Origin of the sequence: Campylobacter sp. BCW_6465 (genome assembly GCF_001762815.1) — a bacterium.
In the GTDB taxonomy this organism is placed as follows: Bacteria; Campylobacterota; Campylobacteria; order Campylobacterales; family Campylobacteraceae; genus Campylobacter_D; species Campylobacter_D jejuni.
Genome location: NZ_MJXN01000013.1, coordinates 30,062 through 52,487, shown reverse-complemented (window position 1 = coordinate 52,487; position 22,426 = coordinate 30,062). Strand labels below are relative to the sequence as shown.

The 22,426-nt window shown below is 30.8% G+C and carries 20 protein-coding genes and 1 pseudogene; 7 read left to right on the top strand and 14 right to left on the bottom strand.

The features are described 5' to 3' along the window. The first annotated feature begins 64 nt into the window (after positions 1-64). The 5 genes from AJ886_RS00690 to AJ886_RS00670 are packed head-to-tail and all read left to right on the top strand — an operon-like array spanning position 65 to position 5,359. Positions 65-838, top strand: a complete 774-nt coding sequence (locus AJ886_RS00690) for a class I SAM-dependent methyltransferase (RefSeq protein WP_070287013.1) — start codon at positions 65-67, stop codon at positions 836-838. A gap of 52 nt (positions 839-890) precedes the next feature. Continuing rightward, a complete protein-coding gene (locus tag AJ886_RS00685) occupies positions 891-1,652 on the top strand; it encodes a class I SAM-dependent methyltransferase (protein ID WP_002859690.1) in 762 nt (253 codons plus the stop codon). A gap of 14 nt (positions 1,653-1,666) precedes the next feature. Further along, the gene (locus AJ886_RS00680) at positions 1,667-4,006 is read left to right on the top strand and encodes a PEP-utilizing enzyme (protein ID WP_070287012.1); all 2,340 of its coding nucleotides are present in this window, start codon (positions 1,667-1,669) and stop codon (positions 4,004-4,006) included. Further along, the gene (locus AJ886_RS00675) at positions 3,997-4,599 is read left to right on the top strand and encodes a gamma-glutamyl-CDP-amidate hydrolase (RefSeq protein ID WP_070287011.1); all 603 of its coding nucleotides are present in this window, start codon (positions 3,997-3,999) and stop codon (positions 4,597-4,599) included. Before AJ886_RS00680 ends, AJ886_RS00675 begins: the two co-directional genes overlap by 10 nt. A gap of 1 nt (position 4,600) precedes the next feature. Continuing rightward, on the top strand, positions 4,601-5,359 hold the full coding sequence (locus AJ886_RS00670; protein ID WP_025398825.1) for a CTP:phosphoglutamine cytidylyltransferase: 759 nt from the start codon (positions 4,601-4,603) through the stop codon (positions 5,357-5,359). Here AJ886_RS00670 and AJ886_RS00665 read toward each other — a convergent pair. The 4 genes from AJ886_RS00665 to AJ886_RS00650 are packed head-to-tail and all read right to left on the bottom strand — an operon-like array spanning position 5,352 to position 8,083. Continuing rightward, entirely contained in the window at positions 5,352-7,205 is a 1,854-nt protein-coding gene (locus tag AJ886_RS00665; protein WP_083267231.1) for a primosomal protein N', read from the bottom strand. The two genes, AJ886_RS00670 and AJ886_RS00665, sit on opposite strands and share 8 nt — an antisense overlap. Then, a complete protein-coding gene (locus AJ886_RS00660) occupies positions 7,187-7,624 on the bottom strand; it encodes a prepilin-type N-terminal cleavage/methylation domain-containing protein (RefSeq protein WP_052859007.1) in 438 nt (145 codons plus the stop codon). The genes AJ886_RS00665 and AJ886_RS00660 overlap by 19 nt, the downstream gene beginning before the upstream one ends. Continuing rightward, complete coding sequence (locus tag AJ886_RS00655; protein WP_002854947.1) at positions 7,621-7,863, bottom strand: hypothetical protein; 243 nt, start codon at positions 7,861-7,863, stop codon at positions 7,621-7,623. Before AJ886_RS00655 ends, AJ886_RS00660 begins: the two co-directional genes overlap by 4 nt. Continuing rightward, on the bottom strand, positions 7,853-8,083 hold the full coding sequence (locus tag AJ886_RS00650) for a hypothetical protein (RefSeq protein ID WP_002852327.1): 231 nt from the start codon (positions 8,081-8,083) through the stop codon (positions 7,853-7,855). Before AJ886_RS00650 ends, AJ886_RS00655 begins: the two co-directional genes overlap by 11 nt. Before the next feature lie 153 nt (positions 8,084-8,236). Here AJ886_RS00650 and uvrB point away from each other — a divergent pair, with 153 nt between their 5' ends. Beyond that, positions 8,237-10,210 carry an excinuclease ABC subunit UvrB gene (uvrB, locus tag AJ886_RS00645; RefSeq protein ID WP_070276192.1) on the top strand — a complete coding sequence of 658 codons (1,974 nt, stop codon included), beginning with the start codon at positions 8,237-8,239 and terminating at the stop codon, positions 10,208-10,210. Here the strand turns inward: uvrB and AJ886_RS00640 are convergent. The 10 genes and pseudogenes from AJ886_RS00640 to AJ886_RS00600 all read right to left on the bottom strand — a co-directional run bounded on the left by AJ886_RS00640 (position 10,205) and on the right by AJ886_RS00600 (position 21,044). Continuing rightward, the gene (locus AJ886_RS00640; RefSeq protein WP_070287010.1) at positions 10,205-12,136 is read right to left on the bottom strand and encodes a sensor histidine kinase; all 1,932 of its coding nucleotides are present in this window, start codon (positions 12,134-12,136) and stop codon (positions 10,205-10,207) included. The genes uvrB and AJ886_RS00640 overlap by 6 nt on opposite strands. A 2-nt stretch (positions 12,137-12,138) precedes the next feature. Beyond that, entirely contained in the window at positions 12,139-12,747 is a 609-nt protein-coding gene (gene kdpC, locus AJ886_RS00635) for a potassium-transporting ATPase subunit KdpC (protein WP_070278448.1), read from the bottom strand. Position 12,748: 1 nt separating this feature from the next. Then, positions 12,749-14,794 (bottom strand): potassium-transporting ATPase subunit KdpB, encoded by a 2,046-nt coding sequence (gene kdpB, locus AJ886_RS00630; protein WP_070278450.1) that lies wholly within the window; start codon positions 14,792-14,794, stop codon positions 12,749-12,751. Positions 14,795-14,803: 9 nt separating this feature from the next. Further along, positions 14,804-16,495: a potassium-transporting ATPase subunit KdpA gene (gene kdpA, locus AJ886_RS00625; protein ID WP_070210739.1), complete on the bottom strand. Its 1,692-nt coding sequence runs from the start codon at positions 16,493-16,495 to the stop codon at positions 14,804-14,806. A 9-nt stretch (positions 16,496-16,504) separates the two neighbouring features. After that, a pseudogene (kdpF, locus tag AJ886_RS10135) lies at positions 16,505-16,692 on the bottom strand (K(+)-transporting ATPase subunit F). Positions 16,693-16,833: 141 nt separating this feature from the next. Beyond that, positions 16,834-18,258 (bottom strand): anaerobic C4-dicarboxylate transporter, encoded by a 1,425-nt coding sequence (locus AJ886_RS00620; protein WP_004305519.1) that lies wholly within the window; start codon positions 18,256-18,258, stop codon positions 16,834-16,836. Positions 18,259-18,423: 165 nt separating this feature from the next. Then, on the bottom strand, positions 18,424-19,674 hold the full coding sequence (locus AJ886_RS00615; RefSeq protein WP_044778953.1) for an RNA polymerase factor sigma-54: 1,251 nt from the start codon (positions 19,672-19,674) through the stop codon (positions 18,424-18,426). Further along, complete coding sequence (lptB, locus tag AJ886_RS00610) at positions 19,674-20,402, bottom strand: LPS export ABC transporter ATP-binding protein (RefSeq protein WP_002855252.1); 729 nt, start codon at positions 20,400-20,402, stop codon at positions 19,674-19,676. Before lptB ends, AJ886_RS00615 begins: the two co-directional genes overlap by 1 nt. Continuing rightward, complete coding sequence (tsaE, locus tag AJ886_RS00605; protein WP_044778954.1) at positions 20,395-20,802, bottom strand: tRNA (adenosine(37)-N6)-threonylcarbamoyltransferase complex ATPase subunit type 1 TsaE; 408 nt, start codon at positions 20,800-20,802, stop codon at positions 20,395-20,397. Before tsaE ends, lptB begins: the two co-directional genes overlap by 8 nt. Next, positions 20,799-21,044 carry an RNA-binding S4 domain-containing protein gene (locus AJ886_RS00600; RefSeq protein ID WP_070210754.1) on the bottom strand — a complete coding sequence of 82 codons (246 nt, stop codon included), beginning with the start codon at positions 21,042-21,044 and terminating at the stop codon, positions 20,799-20,801. Before AJ886_RS00600 ends, tsaE begins: the two co-directional genes overlap by 4 nt. Before the next feature lie 154 nt (positions 21,045-21,198). Between AJ886_RS00600 and AJ886_RS00595 the strand changes: the two genes are divergently transcribed. Then, positions 21,199-22,419 (top strand): argininosuccinate synthase, encoded by a 1,221-nt coding sequence (locus tag AJ886_RS00595; protein WP_070278452.1) that lies wholly within the window; start codon positions 21,199-21,201, stop codon positions 22,417-22,419. Positions 22,420-22,426 lie beyond the last annotated feature (7 nt).

Below are 22,426 nucleotides of genomic sequence, written 5' to 3'. Positions count from 1 at the left end.
AAAGATTTGTAAATTAATAAAAATAAAGATATAATTATGTTTTAATTTAGAGAAAGGAATCAATATGAAACAAGGGGATTTTACAGATGTTGCAAAGCATTATCATAATAGACCTGCTTATAGTCCATTTTTACTTGAAAAACTTGTAGCTTGTATCAATGATAAAAATAAAAATTTAAAAGATTTAAATATTGTTGAAGTAGGAGCTGGAACTGGAAAACTTACTAAGATGCTAGGAGAAATGTTTGGATGCCAAATTAGTGCTGTGGAACCAAACGATAATATGCGTGAAGAAGGGCAAAAATTTACACAAAATTTGTCAAATATTTCTTGGCATAAAGGGAGTGGCGAAGAAACCTGCATGAGCAATAATCAAGCTGATTGGGTCATCATGGCTAGTTCTTTTCATTGGACAGATCCTAAAAAATCTCTCCCAGAATTTAATCGTATATTGACAGGGGGGGGGTATTTTACTGCGATTTGGAATCCTCGCCACATTGTAGAGGGTTCGGTTTTTGATGAAATTGAAAAGGAGATTAAACATATTGTTCCAGATCTTGCTCGTGTAAGCAGTGGCACTCAAAATGTTAAAAAATGGGAAGAAATTCTTGTTTCAACAGGAGATTTCACAGACTGCTTTTTTATGGAGTGTGACTATAAAGAGTTTTGGGATAAAGAGCGTTATCTTGGAGCTTGGCATTCTGTAAATGATATACAAGCACAAGCAGGTGAAAAAAGATGGAAGGAAATTTTAGAGATGATAGAAGCTAAAATTTCTCATATGCAAAGTATAGAGATTCCTTATAAAATAAGAGCATGGACAGCTAGAAAAGCATAAAATACCTCCTTTTTTTCATCAAGCTTGTCAAAGATGAGAAAAAGGAAATAAAATGCAAAAACTAGTAGAACAAGTGTGGGATTATACCAAGCATGCTAAATTTTATAGCTATAGACCAAATTATGCTCCAAAAACTATAGATATGCTTATTAGCTTAGTTGGAAAAAAAGATATTAAAGTCGCTGATATCGGTGCAGGAACTGGAAATTTAAGCATTATGCTTTTAGAAAGAGGATGTAAGGTAGTATCTGTAGAACCAAATGATGCGATGCGTGAGATCGGGATAGAAAGAACCAAGGATCAAAAGATTGACTGGGTTAGAGCAACAGGCTTAAACTCAACACTCCAAAATAGTGAATTTGATTGGGTGACTTTTGGTAGTAGTTTTAATGTAATGGATAGAAATGAAGCCTTAGAGGAAGCACATCGCTTATTAAAATCAGAGGGATATTTTTCTTGTATGTGGAATCACAGGGATTTAAACGATCCTGTGCAAAAAATAGCTGAAGATACTATTGTAGAATTTGTACCAAATTATACAAGGGGAACAAGAAGAGAAGATCAAAGACCAATTATAGAGAGTCGAAAGGATCTTTTTGATAATATTGTTTATATTGAAGAGGATTTTTATTTTCATCAAAGCATTGAAAATTATATTAATGCATGGAAGAGTGTTAAAAATCCTTACTGGGATTTGGAGACTGATGAAGGAAGTGAACTTTTTAATAAAATTAGTAATAAAATTTCACAAAGACTTCCTAAGGAATTTAGCATAAAATATACCACTCGTTGTTGGAGTGCTAAAAAAATATAAAACTAAGGAAAAACATGGCGGAGTTAAAATTTAAAACCAAAGCACAAAATTTAAAAAATTTACAAACAAAATTAAAAAAAGCAAAAGTTCTACCTTTGGTTTTAACTTCGCTTGAAGAATTAATATCAAATGAAGATAAAGTTTTACAGGACATTCAAACCTTAAAGGCTAATAGACTCATTATAAGAAGTTCTTCTTTGAGTGAAGATAGCATGAAAAACTCCAATGCAGGTGCTTTTCTTTCTTTGGCAAATATTAAAGCTGATTCTAAAGATGAGTTATTAAAAGCTTTATATGAAGTTGCCAATTCTATGCCATCAAAAAGTGATGAAATTTTAGTTCAACCTATGCTTGAAAACATTACTCTTTGTGGAGTTGGTTTTAGCGTTGATAAAGATAATTTTTCCCCTTATTTTTGTCTTCAATATGATGAAAATGGTTCAAATAGCTCTATTACAGATGGAAGCAGTAAGAGTGCAAAAACTTACTATCATTACAGAAATTATTTAGAATTTAAAGATATTAGACTTCAAAAAATTATAGAACTTATAAAAGAATTAGAAGTTTTATATGATTGTCATTTTTTAGATGTTGAATTTGCATTTGCTATTCAAGATGATAAGGAAGAACTTTTTTGCTTACAAGTGCGTCCTTTGGTTATGCATGAAAAAAATAATTTATTTCATTCTTTACCAAAAGAAGCTTTATATAGATTTTATAAACGTTTTGAGTCTTTAAAAGAATCAAGATCTAGAGTTTTGGGAGATAAAGCCATTTTTGGGGTAATGCCTGATTGGAATCCAGCTGAAATCATAGGGTTAAGACCTAAGCGTTTAGCTTTTAGTTTATATAAAGAAATCATTACGGATAATATCTGGGCGTATCAAAGAGATAATTATGGTTATAGAGATCTAAGATCCCATCCTTTAATCCATTCTTTTTTAGGCATTCCTTATGTAGATGTAAGATTATCTTTTAATTCTTTTATACCAAAAAAATTAGATGAAAATATTGCACAAAAACTTGTCAATTTTTACTTAGATAAGCTTAATAAAAATCATGAATTGCACGATAAGATTGAATTTAATATTGTTTATTCTTGTTATGACTTTAATAGTTCTAAAAAATTAGAAGAACTTTTAAATCATGGTTTTAATGAAAATGAAATCAAAAGATTAGAATTTTCATTATTAGAACTTACAAATAAGATTATTAATCCTAGATCAGGGCTTTATTTAAAAGACATACAAAAATCTTATAAGCTAAAAGAAAGATATGATGGCATTATTAATTCTAATTTTTCTTTAATTGATAAAATTTATTGGCTTATTGAAGAATGCAAGCGTTATGGAACATTGCCTTTTGCTGGGGTGGCTAGGGCTGCATTTGTAGCAATGCAACTTTTAAATTCTTTAGTTGAGATTGATTTTATAGCTAAAGAGGAAAAAGATGATTTTTTAAATTCACTCAATACAGTGAGTAAAAATTTAAGCAAACAAACAAACCATCTTAATTTTCACAACAAAGATCAATTTTTGAAAGATTTTGGACACTTAAGAGCAGGAACTTATAATATTTTATCTCCAAGATATGATGAAGATTTTGAACTTTATTTTGATGTGGATCAAAAAGATAGTAAAGTTTATTTACAAGATAAAGCTTTTGTTTTTTCAGAAGAAAAGACAAAAGCTTTAAATGCTTTACTTAGAGAACATGGATTAGAGATTAATGCTTGTGAATTTTTTGATTTTTTAAAACAGGCTATCGAGGGTAGAGAGCTCGTTAAATTTGAATTCACTAGATTGCTTTCTAAGGCTATAGTTTATATAGAAGAATTAGGCAAATATTATGGTATTGAAAAAGAAGATTTGGCTCATCTTGATATAAAAAGCATTTTAAATCTTTATTCTAGTCTTTATTCTATAAATCCAAAAGAGCAGTTTGTAGAAGAAATTAATCGCAATAAAAAAGAATATGAACTTACACAAGCTATAAAACTTCCTTCTTTGCTTTGCAATGCCGATGAAATTTTTTCTTTTTATAATCATAGTATTATTCCAAATTTCATTACACAAAAGAGCATCACTGCATTTACGGCGAAAGAAAATGATAAAGATTTAGAAGGAAAGATTGTTTTAATTTATGCAGCAGATCCTGGATATGATTATTTATTTACAAAAAATATAGCAGGACTTATTACATGTTATGGGGGTGCTAATTCACATATGGCCATTCGTGCCTCAGAACTTGGAATGCCTGCTGTTATAGGAGTTGGAGAAGAAAATTTTGAAAAATATTTAAAAGCTAAAAAAATAAATATAGAATGTGAAAGTGAGCAAATATTTTGTTTATAGGTATTACTCAAAGACTTATTTGCAACGAAAGCTATCATGAAGAAAGGGAATGTTTGGCTTTGGATTGGGGAAAATTATTTAATAAAGATTTATTTAAAAATTTTACTCCTCTTCCTCTTAGCTATGAAATAGATTTTTCTCATTATAAACATCTAGTAAAAGCTGTGATATTAAGCGGTGGTAATGATTTAAGTTTTTATAGTCCCAATGTTTTATCTAAAAAGAGGGATTTATATGAAAAGCAAGTTATAGAAATTTGTTTAAAAGAAAAAATACCACTTTTAGGAATTTGCAGAGGAGCTCAGATGATAGCTCATTATTTTAACAGCCATATAAGCCCTTGTGAAAATCATATAGGCAAACATGAAGTATTTTTCTCAAAAGAAAAATTTATAAGTAATTCTTTTCATAATTTTGCTATTGAAAAATTAGGTAAAGATCTTATAGAACTTTGCTTAGCAAAAGATAATACTATAGAAGCTTTTAAACATAAGTATGAAAATATTTTTGGTATAATGTGGCATATTGAAAGAGAAAATGGGCTTAATAATATTCAAATTTTAAAAGAGTGGTTTAGTTTAATCAAGGAATAATATGAATGCAATTATCTTAGCAGCAGGTTTTGGATCAAGGCTGATGCCTTTAACAAAAGATCAACCAAAGTGTATGGTTGAGTATAAGAATAAAAAAATCATAGATTATGAAATCGAAGCTTTAAAATCAGCAGGTATAAATGAAATAGCTGTTGTGGGTGGATATTTAAACGAAGTGCTAAAAAATTATCTTAATAAATATGATATCGAGCATTTTTTTATTAATTCAAAATATGATAAAACCAATATGGTTCATACTTTTTTTTGCGCTAAAGATTTTATATTAAAATGCATAGAAGAAAAACAAGATTTGATTATTTCTTATGCGGATATTGTTTATTTTCAAGATTGCGTACAAAAGCTTATAAATGCCAAAGAAGAACTTGCTATAGTAGTTGATAAGTCTTGGCGTAAGCTTTGGAGCAAACGCTTTGCAAATCCTTTAGAAGATGCTGAAACATTAAAGATGACAAATGGTTATATTATAGAACTTGGAAAAAAAGCTAATGCCTATGATGAGATAGAAGCTCAATATATAGGACTTTTTAAATTTTCTTATCAATTTCTTTCCGAAGTTATTGCTTTTTATGAAATGCTTGATCGAGATATTTTATATGATAATAAAAATTTTGAAAATATGTACATGACAAGTTTTTTGCAAGCTTTAATTGAAAAATACAACAACGCAAAAGCAGTGGAAATTGATGGCAATTGGTGTGAAATTGATTTTATGAGTGATTTAAAAATTAATTTCATATAAAATCAATAGGGTCAATATCCGCGCTTACATTTTTAAATTGCAAAATATAATTTTCAATTGCCACTAAAACTTTATGATTTTCACTTCTAAGTAATAAATAAAAACGATATTTTCCATGTAGCATTTCAACTCCACAAATTCCATAGCCTACCAATTCTACCTGTTTGATATTTCTAAATTGAGAAACAAATTTTTCACAAAGATTTTTCGAGGATTGCTGATCTTTATCTTCTATAAGAACTCTTAAAAGGCGTTTAAATGGAGGGTAAAGATCTTTTCTATTTTCTAACTCATCTTTTAAAAAAGCATCATAATCTTCTATATACCTTTCAAAAAAAGCTCTATTTTTTGTTTGTAAAAGCACTCTTGCTTTGCCTTTACGCCCTGCCCTACCAGCAACTTGCATAGCTAAAGCTAAAGTTTCTTCACTCGATCTAAAACTAGGACGCAACAAATACTCATCAAGCCCTAAAATCACACTCAAATCCACGCTATGATAATCATGCCCTTTAGCAAGCATAGAGGTGCCAATAAGTATATCGATCTTATTTTCATTAAAGTCTTTTAAAATAGTATTAAGCTTTTTAACACTTGTGATTTCATCGCTATCAAATTTTGCTATTTTTGCTAAAGGCAAAGCATTTTGCAAAAGCTCTAAAAGTTCAGCAGTCCCCATTTTTCTAGCTTCTAACATTTCTCCTTTACAACTTGGACAATTTTGCTCTATTAAAGAAGTATAATTACAATAATGACATTTTAAAACATTTTTCTTTTTATGCATACTCATAGCAATAGAACAAAAAGGACATTTTATCGTTTCCCCACAATCCTTGCAAATGATTTGCCTAAAATTAGCCCTTGTAGGTAAAAACACTATAGCTTGTTTTTGATGTTTTAAACTTTTTTCTAATTCGCTTAAAAGCATAGGTGTTACACCAAGCTCATTTTCATCATATAAAAAATGCTTTTTACTCTCAAAAAAAGTTCCTTTTAATCTAAAACTTTTTTGTTTGTAAAAACTCGTCAAAGATGGGGTTGCAGAACCTAAAACCACTTTAATATTATTTTTTTGACCCAAAAAAAGTGCTAAATCTCTTGCATTGATAAAAGGCTGATTAGAAGCCTTGTAAGAATGATCATGTTCTTCATCTACTACAATAAGTCCTAAATTTCTAAAAGGCAAAAACAAAGCCGATCTTGCACCCGCTACTAAAAGCACTTCTCCCTTGCAAAAACGCTCTAAATATTCTTGCTTTTTTTTCTTTGAAATTTTAGAATGCCACAGGAAAAAATTATCCTTAAAATACACTTCCAAACGCTTTTTCATTTGTGGAGTAAGTGCGATTTCTGGCATCAAAAGCAAAGCTTGCTTACCCTGTTCTAAACACTCTTTTATCAAAGAAATATAAATTTCAGTCTTGCCACTACCCGTATCAGCAAAAAGCAAGGAATTATTTTCTTTTTGAAGAAAACTTAAGGCATTTTGTTGTTGATTGCTTAGCTTAGGGGTATCTTTAAAAAACATTTTTTGACATTCATACTTAGGACTAGTTTCAAAAAATCCCAAAACAAAACCAAGTTTTGAAGCATAATAATAAACAATAAAATTTGCCAATTCAAACTGCAAAGGAGTTAGAAAATATCCTGTAATTTCTTTAATTTCTACGGTTTTAAAATCAGGTTTTTGACATTCTTTAAGCACGATGGCTTTAAGGTTTTTTTTAGTTTTTAAATCCACTAATACTTGTGTTAAAGGTTTGATTTCATCAAAACTATGAAAAGTTAAATTATCCAAATACAAACCACAAATTGCAAGTTCATAATATCTTATATCAGATCTTTGCATCTAGAACTTCCTATACACTTTAACAAACCTTCTTTAGAATCATAAATAAATTCAACCATCTCTTTGGCATTTAATGCAAATCTATAGTGATTTTTACCTATTTTTATCCAAGATTTAAAATCAGAGTAAATAGGTGTATCAAGCAAAGAATAATCACAATCATTTAAACAATAAAAGAGTTTTTCTTTGGCTTGATTGTTTTGCGCATTATCTAAAATTTCTGGAAAATTTAAATTTTTAAGTCTCATTTGACTACGCATTAAAGCAAGAGCTGAGCTTAGCATTTCATAGTCCATTTTTAATTTTAAAATTTTAACCTCATCTTTTGTAGTATTGGTAAAAGATAAAGATAAGCTTGATAAAATTCCCAAAATCAAAATCACAAAAACAAGCTCAAGCAGAGTAAAAGCTTTATTCATTTTGTCGGGAGTTCTTCATTGATTGCTTTTATTAGTTTCTTAAGCTCTCTTTCTAAAATATAATTTTCATAACTTTTTTTAACAAACGCATCTACAAAGCGTTTAAGTTCTATTTTTTTAGTACCGCCAGAAATCAAAGCGATATCATCTTCTAAAAAATTTGCAAATTCTTCACTACACTTAACAATGAAATCTTTTGCATTAACATTAACAATGACTTGTTTTAGATTATCTGCCAAGAACAGCCTCTATTTTCTTATAAATATCTTCGCTTTCTATATTGCGAGATTTAAGTTCTTCTTCTAAACGCATGATTTGATTACTTTTTGCTTCATTTTGTGCTTTAACGCTTACAAGCTCATTTCTTAAAGCCTCATTGGCTTCGCAAACTTCGTTATACTTTTCAATTAATTCATTTACTTTATCTGTCATAGTATTGATTATTTTTTCATCAAACATATTTTTGCCTTCTTAAGAAATTTGTAATTTATGGAAAATATTATTTGATATTGTAGCAGAAAAAAATTTAAATTTAGGTTTTTATTGTCAATTAATTTTTAATTAAAGCATTTTCTTTTAAAATTTTTTCAAAAATAAAAATAAAGTAGAAAAATGTTAGAACTTACCAGCGAATTTAAACCCAGTCCTGATCAACAAGAAGCCATAAAAGGCATAGTAAAAAGTATAAAAAAAGGCAACAAATATCAAACCTTACTAGGAGTTACAGGAAGTGGAAAAACCTTTACCATGGCAAATATCATTAAAGAACTTAATATACCTACTCTTATCATGAGTCACAACAAAAGCCTTTGTGCACAACTTTATAGCGAATTTAAAGGCTTTTTTTCTAAAAATCATGTGGAATATTTTATATCTTATTATGATTATTATCAACCTGAAGCCTATATCCCACGCACTGATGTTTTCATAGAAAAAGACAGCTCAACCAATGAAGACTTAGAGCGTTTAAGACTGAGCGCTACTGCTTCTCTTTTAAGTTATGAAGATGTAGTTTGCATAGCTAGTGTTTCGGCAAATTATGGACTTGGTAATCCAAATGAATACATAGGCATGGTTTTAATCTTTGAACTAGGTATGCAAATTTCACAAAAAGAACTTTTAAAAAAACTTGTAGATATGGGTTATAAAAGAAATGATAATTTTTTTGATCGTACAGATTTTAGAGTTCAAGGAGATATTATAGACATTTATCCAGCTTATTATGAAGATGAAGTAGTAAGACTTGAATTTTTTGGCGATGAGCTTGATGCTATGTATCATTACAATGTTTTAGAAAATAAAAAAGGCAAAGATTTAAAACGCTTCATACTCTATCCTACAAGCCAGTTTAGCGTGGGCGAAACAAGATTAAAACAAGCGATAAAAGACATAAAAACAGAACTTAACGAACGCCTTGCTTATTTTGAACATGAAAATAAACTCGTAGAATATCAACGCCTTAAACAAAGGGTTGAATTTGATCTTGAAATGCTTACAAGCACAGGAATGTGTAAAGGCGTTGAAAATTATGCAAGGCATTTAACAGGACTTAAAGAAGGTGATACTCCTTATACGCTTTTTGATTATTTTGCGATTAAAGATAGAAAATTTCTTGTTATAATTGATGAAAGCCATGTATCTTTACCACAATTTAGAGGTATGTTTGCAGGAGATAGAAGCAGAAAGCAAACCTTGGTAGATTATGGTTTTCGTTTGCCTTCAGCCTTGGATAACCGTCCTTTAATGTTTGATGAATTTATCCATAAAAATTGTCAATTTCTTTTTGTTTCAGCTACACCTGCACCTTTAGAACTTGAACTGAGTAAAGAAAATATCTTTCATCAAATCATGCGTCCTACAGGACTGCTTGATCCTTTGATAGAATTAAAAGATGGTGATAATCAGGTTGAAATTTTATTTGATGAGGCTAAAAAAGCCATACAAAGAAACGAACGGGTTTTAGTAACCGTACTGACTAAAAAACTCGCTGAAGAACTTACAAGGTATTATTTAGAACTTGGTATAAAAGTCAAATACATGCACTCAGATATCGATGCTATAGAACGCAATGAAATCATAAGAGGTTTAAGAAGCGGTGCTTTTGATATGCTAATTGGCATTAACTTACTTAGAGAAGGACTTGATTTGCCTGAAGTTTCACTCATTGCCATTATGGATGCAGATAAGGAAGGTTTTTTAAGAAGTACTACAAGTTTAATCCAAACCATGGGAAGAGCAGCTAGAAATGTCAATGGTAAGGTTTTGCTTTTTTGCAAAAAAATCACAAAATCCATGCAAGAAGCTATGGATACCACCAATGAACGCCGCAAACTTCAAATGGCTTATAATAAAAAATACAATATTACCCCAACTTCAGTCAAACGCCATATTGAAGAAAGTTTGAAAAATGAAGAGGATTTAGGCGAAATTTATCGCAAAGGTAAAAAACTAGAAAAAATGCCAGCTAGCGAAAGAGCAAAACTTGTCAAAGAATTAAGAAAGCAAATGCTTGAAGCAGCAAAAGCACTTGAGTTTGAAAAAGCTGCTGCAATTAGAGATGAGATTAATAAATTAAGGGATTTATAATAAAAATATATCCCTTGTTCTAACTCCTGCCTCATTAAGTAAAGCACTTAAAATTTCATACTGAAAGTCTTGCAAGGGACGTTTTTCTTTTAAAACTATACCTATAACCCCTTTAGTTTTTTCCCCATCTTCTATAGGTAAATACATAGCATTAGCATTAGGCAGGGTATTTGTACAAACACCTGCTCTTTCTTTATTTGTTGCAACCCATTGAGCAATAGCAATCTCATCAGCACTAAAACAATTTTTTAACATTTGCTTATCATCGTTAAAAAACAACAAAGGTTTCGATAAAATATTGTTTTTATTTATAGGATAAATGATAATAGGTAAATTTAATAATTTTAAAGCTTGATTTCCAAGTTGTTCCCAAAGTTCTTGTTTGCTTTTCACTCTTGCTAACTTTTCACTATTTTCAAGCAAAATAGCTGTTCTATAAGCTCTTTTAGTGAGTTCTTTAGATTGCAATTTTAATCTTCTAGTAAAAACAGCTGTTAAAAATCCAACTATAAACATAGTTGTAAAAGTAATAATATTTCCACTATCATGAACTTTAAGACTAAAAATAGGCTCTAAAAAGAAAAAATTATAAATCAAAACACTTACCAAAGAAGAATAAAAGGCGAAAATTTTATTATCAGAAATAAAAGAAGAAGCAAAAACTGCTAAAATAAAAATCATAACTATATTACTTGGCTGAGTATTAAATTTATGAAACACAAAAGCTATAAAAGTTGCCAAAAGCAAAACTCCTGTGATTTTTAAAAAACCTAAAAAATCAAAACCTTTTTTACTTCGTATTTTAGGAGTAGAAATTTGATTTTCATTGACAAGATATAAATCAATATTGGGTGCTTTTTTAGCAACAGCTTCAAAAATCTCTTCTTTAAACTTTTTTTTATCTTTATTTTTACCTAAAACAATTTTAGAAACATTGCTAAGGCTTGAATACTCTGCAATTTGTCTTGCTATATCATCATCATATACGCTAATGATTTCAGCATTAAAACTTTTAGCTAGTTCTATATTTTCTTCTAAGGCTTTTTCTTCTTTAATATTGGGATTTTTTATATAAAGCGCACTCAATTTAGCATGAAAAGCTAAAGCAAGTCTTGCAGCTGCACGAATAACCTTTGCATTTGAAGCATTAATACAAACTAAAATATGCTCTCCAGTATGATAAGCTAAATCATCATTAATAAGCCTTTGTTCACTTGCTCTTAAATTCACTCTTGAAGCAAGTCTTCTTAAGGCAATCTCACGCAAAGCTATAAGTCTTTCTTGGCGAAAGAAATTTTCAAGTGCTAGTTTAGCTTGTTTTTCCTTATAAATTTTGCCATCTTGCATTCTTTTTAAAAGCTTATTGGGTTCAATATCAACAAGTTCAACCTGATCAGCATCATCAAAAATACGATCAGGAATACGCTCTTTAACTTCTATCTTACTGATATTAGCGACTAAATCATTTAAACTTTCTAAATGTTGTATATTTAAAGTAGTATAAACATCAATACCTGCTTTTAGAAGTTCTTCTATATCTTGAAAACGCTTTTCATTACGCAAACCTTTAGCATTAGTGTGTGCAAGCTCATCTACTAAAACCAAAGCAGGTTTTCTCTTAAGGGTAGCGTCTAAATCAAGCTCTTTTAATACTATATTTTTATAAGGAATTTCAAGATTAGCTATACTTTCAAAACCTTGTGTTAAAGCCATTGTTTCAGGTCTATCGTGAGGCTCTATATAGCCTAAAACAACATCAACTCCATTATCCCTTAAAGTTCTAGCTTCACTTAACATAGCATAAGTTTTTCCAGAACCTGCAGCATAACCTAAGAAGATTTTTAATTTTGCAAGTTTGTTTTTTTCTTCTTCCTTGGCTTTAACCTCAAGTTTTTTAAGAATTTGTTCAGGACTTTGTCTTTGCATGTTTATTCTTTTTTCATGGCTTTAACAATAGCTATATTAACGGCTAAAACATTAACCTTTTCTTCCCCAAAAATCCCTAAAAATTTAGACTCGGTATTTTCTTGAATGATTTTTTCTAGTTCTTCTTTGGTGATTTTTGAAGATTGGCTTATCCTAGGAATTTGCACTAGGGCTGCTTGAAGACTGATATGAGGATCAAGACCTGATCCTGAAGCGCTTAACAAATCCAAAGGAATTTGTTCTTTTGTAATTTGCGGATTTTCATCTAAAAATTTTTGCAAATCTTTTTGCACACGCTCTTTCAAAGCAGGATTTGACATAGCATAATTAAATCCACCTGAACTTACACTGCTTTCATTTGTATCACTTGTATTGTAATTTGACACAGATGTTCTTGAATGTAGAAAATAAGGCTTATTAAAATCTTGACCCAAAAGCTTTGAACCTACCGCTTTGCTTATATCCAAAGTCGGACGACCTTCTTTATCCACTAAACTTCCACTTGATTGATAAGGAAAAATAAATTTTGCAACTGTATTTAAAGCAAAAGGATAAATAAGAGTACACAATATTAGCATTACCACAAAAAAACTAAGCAAAGTTCTAAGCATATCACACTCCTAAAATTCTAAGTATCCAAGCTGTAGGAATATCAATTATTTTTATCCCTATAAAAGGTGCTATCATACCACCTAAACCATAAATACTCAAATTTCTTAAAAGCAAATACTCACTTTTCATAGGCTTAAATTTAACTCCACGCATAGCAATAGGTATGAGCAAAGGTATAATAATAGCATTAAAAATAAGTGCTGATAAAATAGCGCTTTGCGGGGTAGCCAAATGCATAATATTTAAAATTTGCATTTGAGGTAAAACCACACTAAACATAGCAGGTAAAATAGCAAAATACTTAGCAATATCATTTGCCATACTAAAAGTTGTAAGACTGCCTCTAGTAATAAGCAAACCTTTTCCTATTTCAACTACTTCTAAAATTTTAGTAGGATTAGAATCAAGATCTATCATATTGGCTGCTTCTTTGGCTGCTTGAGTTCCTGAGTTCATAGCTATACCTACATCAGCTTGCGCAAGAGCTGGAGCATCATTGGTTCCATCTCCTGTCATGGCTACTATCTTACCTTGAGCTTGTTCTTTTTTAATGGCTTCTATTTTATCTTCAGGCTTGCATTCTGCTATAAATCCATCAAGCCCTGCTTCTTTAGCTATAGTAGCTGCTGTTAAAGGATTATCTCCGGTGCACATTAAAGTTTTTATGCCCATTTTTCTAAGCTCATCAAAGCGCTCTTTAAGTCCTGGTTTTACTGTATCCTTTAGATAAATTACTCCTAAAATTTTTTCATTTTTACACACTACCAAAGGAGTGCCACCAAGATTTGAAATTTCCATTACCTTAGTTTCTAAATCACTAGGAATTTTTCCATTCATTTCGCTTATATAAGCCCTTATAGCATCAAAAGCACCTTTACGAATTTTTGTATTATCTTGCAAATCCACACCGCTCATTCTATTTTGAGCGCTAAATTCGATAAATTCTTTAATATCATTACCTTCTAATTCATAATCCATTTTTTGAGCCAATGCAACTATGCTTTTACCTTCTGGAGTTTCATCTTTTAAAGAGGATAAAACACAAGCTTTAATCATTTCTTCTTTACTTATACCTTGGACTTCATAAAATTCATTTGCCAAACGGTTTCCAAAAGTAATCGTTCCTGTTTTATCCAAAATCATAGTATCAACATCACCACAACTTTCAACAGCCTTGCCTGAAAGTGCGATCACATTAAAACGCGTTACCCTGTCCATACCTGCTATTCCTATAGCTGATAAAAGCCCCCCTATAGTTGTAGGAATAAGACATATAAGCAATGCTACTAACCACGAAATAGGCAAACTCACGCCTAAAAATTGCATAAAAGGATATAAACTTACAACCACCACCAAAAAACTCAAACTAAGAACAATTAAAAGAGTATTAAGAGCAATTTCATTTGGAGTTTTTTGACGCGCAGCACCTTCTACAAGATTGATCATTTTATCTAAAAAACTTTCCCCAGCTCCAACTAAAATTTTAATCTTTAAAAAATCAGTTAAAACCGTAGTCCCACCTGTAACAGAAGAAAAATCACCGCCCGCTTCACGCATAACAGGAGCACTTTCACCTGTAATAGCTGATTCATCAACACTTGCAGCGCCTTCTATAATTTCTCCATCATTAGGTATAAGTTCACCTGCTTTAACTAAAACTATATCACCTATTTTTAACTCGCTAGAATTAAGCATTTCTTCACTGCCATCACTTTTTATGCGTCTAGCTTTAGAATCCTTTTTGCTTTGTCTTAAAGTAGCTGCTTGGGCTTTACCCCTTCCTTCTGCAATACTTTCTGCAAAATTTGCAAAAAGCAAGGTTATAAATAAAATAAAAGTGATTAAGATGTTATAAATTCTTTCATCAGAATTTCCATTAAACAAAGTAGGAAAAATACTTAAAATCAAAGTAAGAATCAATCCAACTTCCACCATAAACATAACAGGATTTTTTACCATAAAGCGTGGATCAAATTTTAAAAATGCTCCTTTTATGGCATTATTTAAAATTTCTTTTGTAATGAGTTTATTTTGTTTTTTAGACATTGACTCTCCTTAATGCCATAAAGATAAATATTCTGCAATGCTTGATAAAGTAAGCACCGGAAAAAAAGTAAGTGCAGCAAAAATATATATAATACAAACAAGCACAAACATAAAAGTTAAATTATCCGTTTTTAAAGAATTTGCAGTATTTTCTTGTGTATTTTTAGCCAAAAGCGATCCAGCTATAGCAAGCTGAGCTATTAAAACCAAATAACGCCCACAAAACATAGCAAAAGCTGTACTTAAATTCCAAAATAAATTATCATCTTTTAAACCTTCAAGTCCTGAACCATTATTTGCTGCCGAAGAACTAAATTCATACAAAATTTGAGCCAAGCCATGAAAGCTAGGATTGCTTATACTATCTTTTGCAAAAACAACAGCTAATGCACTTAAAACAAGGATTAATAAAGGATGGATAAGAATTACCAAAGCTATAAGCTTCATTTGTGCGCTTTCTATTTTTTTACCCAAGAATTCTGGAGTTCTGCCTATCATTAATGCACAAATAAACACGGTTAAAAGCACATAAATAATCATATTCATAAGCCCTACTCCTTCGCCACCAAAAGCTACATTTAACATCATATTTAACAAAGTAGCACTGATGCTTAAAGGATTTAAACTATCGTGCATATTATTGACGCTTCCTGTAGTAAAAGCAGTAGTTACAGCACTAAATAAACTCGAACCATCTGTGCCAAATCTTATTTCTTTACCTTCTAAATTTCCCAAATTTGCATTTAAACCCAAAGAATCCAAATTTGGATTTGACATTTTTTCGCTAAAATAAATTAAAAGCAAAGAAATGATAAAAATAATCCCCATTGCACCAAAAATAACTCCCCCTTCTTTTCCCATAAGAGCAAAACCTTGTCTTTCTTTTCTATGATAAACCATCAATCCAAAAGCTACAACACAGGCGCTAGGAATAAGCATCATGGATAAAATTTGTAAAAAATTTGTAAGTGAAGTAGGATTTTCAAAAGGCATACTTGAATTAGCACCAAAAAAACCACCCCCATTTGTCCCTAAATGTTTTATAGACTCAAGAGCTGCAACAGGACCTGTGGCAATACTTTGAAATTTATTTTCTAAAGTAAGCACGCTAAAATTTGCGTGATAGTTTTGCACTACGCCTTCAGAGATAAAAATTACAGCCAAAATAAAACTTAAAGGCAACATCAAACGCGTAATAATACGCGTAAAATCTTCATAAAAATTTCCCATTTGCATGCCACATAAAGCACGACAAAAAGCCATACAAGCAGAATATCCACTTGCACTTGAAACAAACATAGCAAGTAAAATGCCTGTATTTTGCGAAAGCAAACTTAAAGCACTCTCTCCACTATAATGCTGAAGGTTTGTATTTGTAATAAAACTAATTACAGTATTTAAATTCAAATCCCCTTTCATAGAATTTATCGAATTGGGATTTAAAAAAAGTTTATCTTGTAAATAAAAAATTACGAAAGAAAAAATAGCCACTAAGGCATTAAAAGCAATTAAATGCAAAGAATATTTTTGCCAAGTCATATTTTTTCTATCAATTGCACAAATTTTATAAATTAAGTTATCAATTGGATTAAAAATAAAATCAAAAATAGTTTTTTTACAGCTTGCAATTTTATAAAGATAATTTCCAAAAATTAAAGCTAATATAAAAGCTATAATCAGTGTTATTAAAATTTCTAGCATATTTTTCCTTTAAAATTTTTCAGGATATAATAGAGCATAAAATAAATAAAGAGCAAGTATTAAGCTTAAAACTAGTAAAAATATCATCCGCGTGTCCTAGTTTGAATTTCACAAAAACGGATAAAAAACCATAAACTACCAAAAGCTAAAAACAGAAGCAAAGCAAAGATAACATCCATAGGATAGCCCTTTCTCATCGATTCAAAATAGGATTTATTCTATCCTTGTTAAGCTTATATTTTGATTAATACTAATTTTATGATTTATTTATAATTTTTATCTATATTAAATAAAAAGACAAATGAAAAATTTAGCAGGAAAAATCCTGCTAAAAATTGTTAAAGATAACCCGCTGCCATAGCAATAAAATATCCTGCTATACAAGAAGTGATTACACCTATAAGACCTGGTAAAATAAAACTATGATTGATAACAAATTTACCAATGTGAGTAGTACCTGATCTATCAAATTGTATAGTAGCTAAATCGCTTGGATAGGTTGGTAAAATATAATACCCATAACAAGCAGCCGCAAAGGCAACAATTACACCAGGTTCAACACCAATTCCTAAAGCCAAAGGAACAAAAGCCGAAATAGCTGCTGCTTGAGAGTTTACAAATTTTGAAATTAAAAGAAGCATTACAGCATAAGTCCAAGGATGCTCTTTTACTATATCTCCAAGTGCTGCTTTCATCATAGGAGTGTGAACTGCAAACATAGTATCAGCCATCCAAGAAATTCCAAAAACCGCAACAAGCGCTATCATACCTGATTTAAAAATTTCATTAGAGCCGATTTTCTTTGCATCTGTTTTAGTAAAGATGATAATCAAAGAACCTGCTAAAAGCATAAACATCTGAATAACTGAAACCATGGATAAAACATCCATTTTAGGGTTACCTAAAGCATCTACTTGAGGAATGCCATTTTTTACAACTTGTCCCCAGTTTGGACGCAAAAAATCAAATACACCCAATAAAGCCACTAAAGCAATAGCTCCTAAGAAAATCCACATTGCAACCCAATTGCTTTTTGGAAGTTTAACACCTAAAAGTGTTTTAGAATCCCCATAAACATATTTTTTAAATTCAGGATCTTTAAGTTTTTCTTGAAATACTTCATCTTTATCCAAATCTTTTCCTCTAAACCAAGAAAAAATTCCTATACACAACACACCAAATAATGTACTAGGTATGGTAATTTGAAGAAGATTAATATAACCATCAAAACCTGCTAATTTATGATTAGCATTTAAAAGCAAAGCAGTCAAACTCACAACAGCCACAGATACAGGAGATGCAATAATACCCATTTGTGATGATATAGAAGCTGCTGCCATTGGACGCTCAGGACGAATACCGTTTTTAATCGCTATATCATAAATAATAGGCATAATAGTATAAACCACATGCCCTGTTCCACAAAGTATAGTCAAAAAGCAGGTTACAAAAGGTGCTAGTATTGTTAAAAACTTAGGATTGCGTCTTAAAATTCTTTCTGCTATTTGAAGCATAACATCTAAACCACCACTCGCTTGCAAAGTTGCACTCGCAACCACCACCGCTAAAATTGTAAGCATAACATCTATGGCTGGTTTTCCAGGCTTTATATGAAAAGCAAATACAAGCATTAAAATACCTATACCACCAAGCAAACCAAGCGCTATACCGCCTTTTTTTGCACCGTAAAAAAGACAAATTAAAACGATAATGATTTGGACTGCAAATTGCCCTCCCTCGGTAAGGCTTGTTAAAAAATCCATTTTAACTCCTTTGAAAATTGATATTTAAAAACAGTTATTATTGTATCACATTTTTAAATTAAAGAATAATATTTATAAAAATAAAAATAACAATTTTTTAAATTATTTAAATTAAATTTAAATATAAAACACAAGCGTAATGGGTTTGACAGATTGTATAGAATTTTATCCTTCAAGTTCATATATTTTTTTTCTATCTGTAGAGCTTGCTATATTAAGATGTTTGCGATATTTTGTAATAGTTCTTCGTCCGATATCGACCTTAAATTCTTCTTTGATTAATTCTAAAATTTTACTATCGCTTAAAGGTTTATTGCGATCTTCATTCTTTACTAAATTTGCCACAAATTCTTTAACACCTACATTTGAAGTCTCTCCCTCTTCATCAAGAGCAAAAGCAAAAAAATCACGCAAGGGAATAAGTCCTCTTTCACAACTTAAATATTTATTTGCCACAGCTCTTGATATAGTCGAAGCATTACGTTCTAAATCAAGTGCTAAATCCTTAAAAGTCATAGGTTTTATCTCTTTTCCCATGAAAAAATCATATTGATATTCTACTATCATAAGCCCTATTTTATAAAGAGTAGCTTTTCTCATCGCTAGAGCATCGACTAAATTTTTTGCTTCTTTGATGTAATGACTTAAAAAATCATGCTCTAAACCATCAGTTTGGATTGAAATTTCAGGATAATAATCATCATTGATTTTTACTTTAATTTCACCATTTTCTTTATAAACAAAAATATCAGGAACAATTATACGAGAATCTTCAAAATATTCCAAAAAAGGAGGAGTGCTAAAACGCTTAAGTACAGCTAATGCTTCTTTATATAAAGGCTCTTTGGTATAGTTTTGTATATTTTCAAAATCCATAATCAACATTCTACAAAATTCATCAATATCTTCATCTAATTCCATATTTTCAAGAGCAAATAAAAATGCTTCTTTATAATCTTTAGCTCCCACTCCTACAGGATCTAAAAATTTAAATCTTGTTCTTACTCGCTCAATTTCTTCTAAGGAATACTCTTTTAAAAATTCTTCATCGTATTCAAAATATCCTTCCTCATTTAAGCATTCTATAATTTTTTTTGCAAGTTCTTGAGATTTGTTTGTAGGAAACAAAGGAGGAAGAATCTGTTCTTTTAAAAGCTCATAAACACTTTTTTTGGCAAGTCCTTTACTATCCACAAAAGCCGAATTTACATTATGTTTATAAAATGAATCAAAATAATTCTTACCCTTATCATGAGTTTGTATCGAATCTTGAACATTTAAGAAAGGATTATCCTCAGCAAATTTATCTAAATTTTCTTTTAAATCCTCTATGTTTGCTTGTAAAATCGGCAACCAAGAGCGTAAAGTTTGAGAAATTTTAGTCTTGGGTGCTTGAGTGATTTTTTGCTTTAACATCAATCAAGGAGTTTAAACTCCGCTCCTAAATAATACTTTTTCACGTCTTTATTGGTTGCAATTTCATCAGCATTCCCACTAGCAAGTAAAGAACCTGATCTTATAACATAAGCTCTATCACAAATAGCCAAAGTCTCACGCACATTATGATCAGTAATTAAAACCCCAATCCCTAATCTTTTAAGCTCTTTAATTAAAGTTTGAATTTCAGCCACTGCTATAGGATCAACACCTGCAAAAGGCTCATCAAGAAGCAAAAACTTAGGTTCGCACATCAAGCTTCTAGCGATCTCGCAACGCCTTCTTTCACCTCCACTTAAACTTAAACCTTTCCTTAAACGAATAGGTTCTATACTTAAAAGTTCAAGCATTTGCTCAACTTTATCATGTAAAATTTTTTTATCTTTATAAAAAATCTGAGCCGCTAAAAGCAGGTTATCTTCTACACTTAAATCCTTAAAAATACTACTTTCTTGAGGTAGATAACCTATCCCTGATCTAGCTCTTTTGTTTAAAGGATCTTTTGTTACATCCAAACCATCTAAAAGAACTTTTCCACTACTTGGAGAAATAAGTCCACATATCATATAAAAAGTTGTTGTTTTTCCTGCGCCATTTGGCCCTAAAAGTCCTACAACTTCTCCGCTATTAACCTCTAAAGAAATTCCATGTATAATCTTAGTTTTTTTAATAATTTTTTCTAAATTTACAATTTCTAATTTACTCATAAATTTCATACTTTCTTTTATTATCTTTAATGCTAATTTTAATCTGGATAGTAGAAATTCCAAATTTCATTAAAGTTTTTTTCAAATTTTCACCGCCCCATTCAACCAAATGTAAACCTTTTTCAAAAAAATTTTCAAATAAACCATTCGCTAAAAGTCCTTCTAAACCTTCTTGATAAATATCATAATGATAAATGCAAATATCATGATTTTCATATTTTTGCATAGTGGAAAAAGTTGGAGAATCTACCCTTGCATCAAGACCAAGAAATTTAACCCAAGCTTGCACCAAGCTTGTTTTTCCGCTAGCCAAATCTCCTTGAAGCAAAACAACACCTTCTTTAGGCATTATTTGAAGCATCGTTTTGATCTCATCTTTTGCTAAAATAAATTCTTTCATAATTTTACCACATATTCATTTTGTGCATTTTTAGGAATGCTTTTCGTGCTAGGTATAGCTAGGACTTTATATTTTTGAGTGTATTCAATAAAATGTAAAGTGATAATATCACCCACCTTAATCTCTTTACTCGCTTTAACAATAACGCCATTAATCCCCACTATGCCACTTTTACACATATCTTCAGAAATAGCTCTTCTTTTCGTGATATTAACTACATTTAAAAATTTATCTACTCTCATAAAAGCAATTTTAGCAAAAAAAATCAATTTTTGGAACAAAATTTGCTTACGCCTTTGCTTTATTTTTTAAGAAAATAGCAAGTAAAAACTTTTCTTTAATGAAATTTGGATACAATTTTACAATTTTCAAATCTATTTTAGCAAAGGATATCTTATGAAAAATGAAGTAAAAAAAGTAGTTTTAGCGTATTCTGGGGGGCTTGATACGAGCATCATTTTAAAATGGCTTCAAGATGAGTATAATTGTGAAGTTGTAACTTTTACAGCAGATATTGGTCAAGGCGAAGAACTCGAACCTGCAAGAAAAAAAGCCCTTTCTTTAGGTATAAAAGAAGAAAATATTTTCATTAAAGATTTAAGAGATGAATTTGTTAAAGATTATGTATTTCCTATGTTTAGAGCCAATGCGATTTATGAAGGAGAATATCTTTTAGGAACAAGTATAGCAAGACCACTTATAGCAAAAACTCAAGCACAAATTGCCCTGCAAACAGGTGCTGATGCGGTAAGTCATGGTGCCACAGGCAAAGGAAATGATCAAGTGCGTTTTGAACTTAGTTATCTTGCTTTTAATCCCGATTTAAAAATCATCGCTCCATGGCGTGAGTGGGATTTAAACAGTCGCGAAAAACTCCTTGCTTATGCACAAAAACACGGTATTGATATTTCTAAGAAAAAAGGAAAATCTCCTTATTCTATGGACGCAAATTTACTTCATATTTCTTATGAAGGACTTGTTTTAGAAGATCCTGCACACGCACCCCAAGAAGATATGTGGAGATGGAGTAAAAGCCCAAAAGACGCTCCAAATGAAAGTGAAATTATAGAACTTGATTTCCAAAAAGGAGATTTAGTAGCGATAAATGGAGAAAAACTAAGTCCTGCAGGACTTTTAACCAAACTTAACGAACTAGGCTGCAAACATGGTATAGGACGCCTTGATATAGTAGAAAATCGCTATATAGGAATGAAAAGTCGTGGTTGTTACGAAACTCCAGGCGGTACTATACTTTTAAAAGCACACAGAGCTCTTGAAAGCATCACGCTTGATAAAGAAGCAGCACACTTAAAAGATGAACTCATGCCAAAATACGCAAGTTTAATTTATAATGGCTATTGGTTCTCGCCTGAAAGAATGATGCTTCAAGCCTTAATCGATGAGTCTCAAATTCATGCCAATGGTAGAGTAAAACTCGAGCTTTATAAAGGCAATGTGATGGTTATAGGACGCGAAAGTGCAAATGATAGCTTGTTTAACGCAGCTTATTGTACTTTTGAAGAAGATGAAGTGTATAATCAAAAAGACGCAGCAGGCTTTATTAAGCTTAATGCTTTGCGTTTTATCATTGCAGGAAAAAATGGAAGAAAATTTTAATAAAGGA

What these genes read in the sequence shown, in the direction of transcription:
- AJ886_RS00615 (WP_044778953.1), bottom strand. Translation starts at nt 19,674, where the DNA reads ATGTTAAAGCAAAAAATCACTCAAGCACCCAAGACTAAAATTTCTCAA.
- AJ886_RS00670 (WP_025398825.1), top strand. Translation starts at nt 4,601, where the DNA reads ATGAATGCAATTATCTTAGCAGCAGGTTTTGGATCAAGGCTGATGCCT.
- AJ886_RS00650 (WP_002852327.1), bottom strand. Translation starts at nt 8,083, where the DNA reads ATGTTTGATGAAAAAATAATCAATACTATGACAGATAAAGTAAATGAA.
- AJ886_RS00600 (WP_070210754.1), bottom strand. Translation starts at nt 21,044, where the DNA reads ATGAGAGTAGATAAATTTTTAAATGTAGTTAATATCACGAAAAGAAGA.
- AJ886_RS00680 (WP_070287012.1), top strand. Translation starts at nt 1,667, where the DNA reads ATGGCGGAGTTAAAATTTAAAACCAAAGCACAAAATTTAAAAAATTTA.
- kdpA (WP_070210739.1), bottom strand. Translation starts at nt 16,495, where the DNA reads ATGCTAGAAATTTTAATAACACTGATTATAGCTTTTATATTAGCTTTA.
- AJ886_RS00665 (WP_083267231.1), bottom strand. Translation starts at nt 7,205, where the DNA reads ATGCAAAGATCTGATATAAGATATTATGAACTTGCAATTTGTGGTTTG.
- uvrB (WP_070276192.1), top strand. Translation starts at nt 8,237, where the DNA reads ATGTTAGAACTTACCAGCGAATTTAAACCCAGTCCTGATCAACAAGAA.
- AJ886_RS00620 (WP_004305519.1), bottom strand. Translation starts at nt 18,258, where the DNA reads ATGGATTTTTTAACAAGCCTTACCGAGGGAGGGCAATTTGCAGTCCAA.
- kdpB (WP_070278450.1), bottom strand. Translation starts at nt 14,794, where the DNA reads ATGTCTAAAAAACAAAATAAACTCATTACAAAAGAAATTTTAAATAAT.
- AJ886_RS00690 (WP_070287013.1), top strand. Translation starts at nt 65, where the DNA reads ATGAAACAAGGGGATTTTACAGATGTTGCAAAGCATTATCATAATAGA.
- AJ886_RS00595 (WP_070278452.1), top strand. Translation starts at nt 21,199, where the DNA reads ATGAAAAATGAAGTAAAAAAAGTAGTTTTAGCGTATTCTGGGGGGCTT.
- AJ886_RS00660 (WP_052859007.1), bottom strand. Translation starts at nt 7,624, where the DNA reads ATGAATAAAGCTTTTACTCTGCTTGAGCTTGTTTTTGTGATTTTGATT.
- lptB (WP_002855252.1), bottom strand. Translation starts at nt 20,402, where the DNA reads ATGAGTAAATTAGAAATTGTAAATTTAGAAAAAATTATTAAAAAAACT.
- AJ886_RS00685 (WP_002859690.1), top strand. Translation starts at nt 891, where the DNA reads ATGCAAAAACTAGTAGAACAAGTGTGGGATTATACCAAGCATGCTAAA.
- tsaE (WP_044778954.1), bottom strand. Translation starts at nt 20,802, where the DNA reads ATGAAAGAATTTATTTTAGCAAAAGATGAGATCAAAACGATGCTTCAA.
- AJ886_RS00640 (WP_070287010.1), bottom strand. Translation starts at nt 12,136, where the DNA reads ATGCAAAGACAAAGTCCTGAACAAATTCTTAAAAAACTTGAGGTTAAA.
- kdpC (WP_070278448.1), bottom strand. Translation starts at nt 12,747, where the DNA reads ATGCTTAGAACTTTGCTTAGTTTTTTTGTGGTAATGCTAATATTGTGT.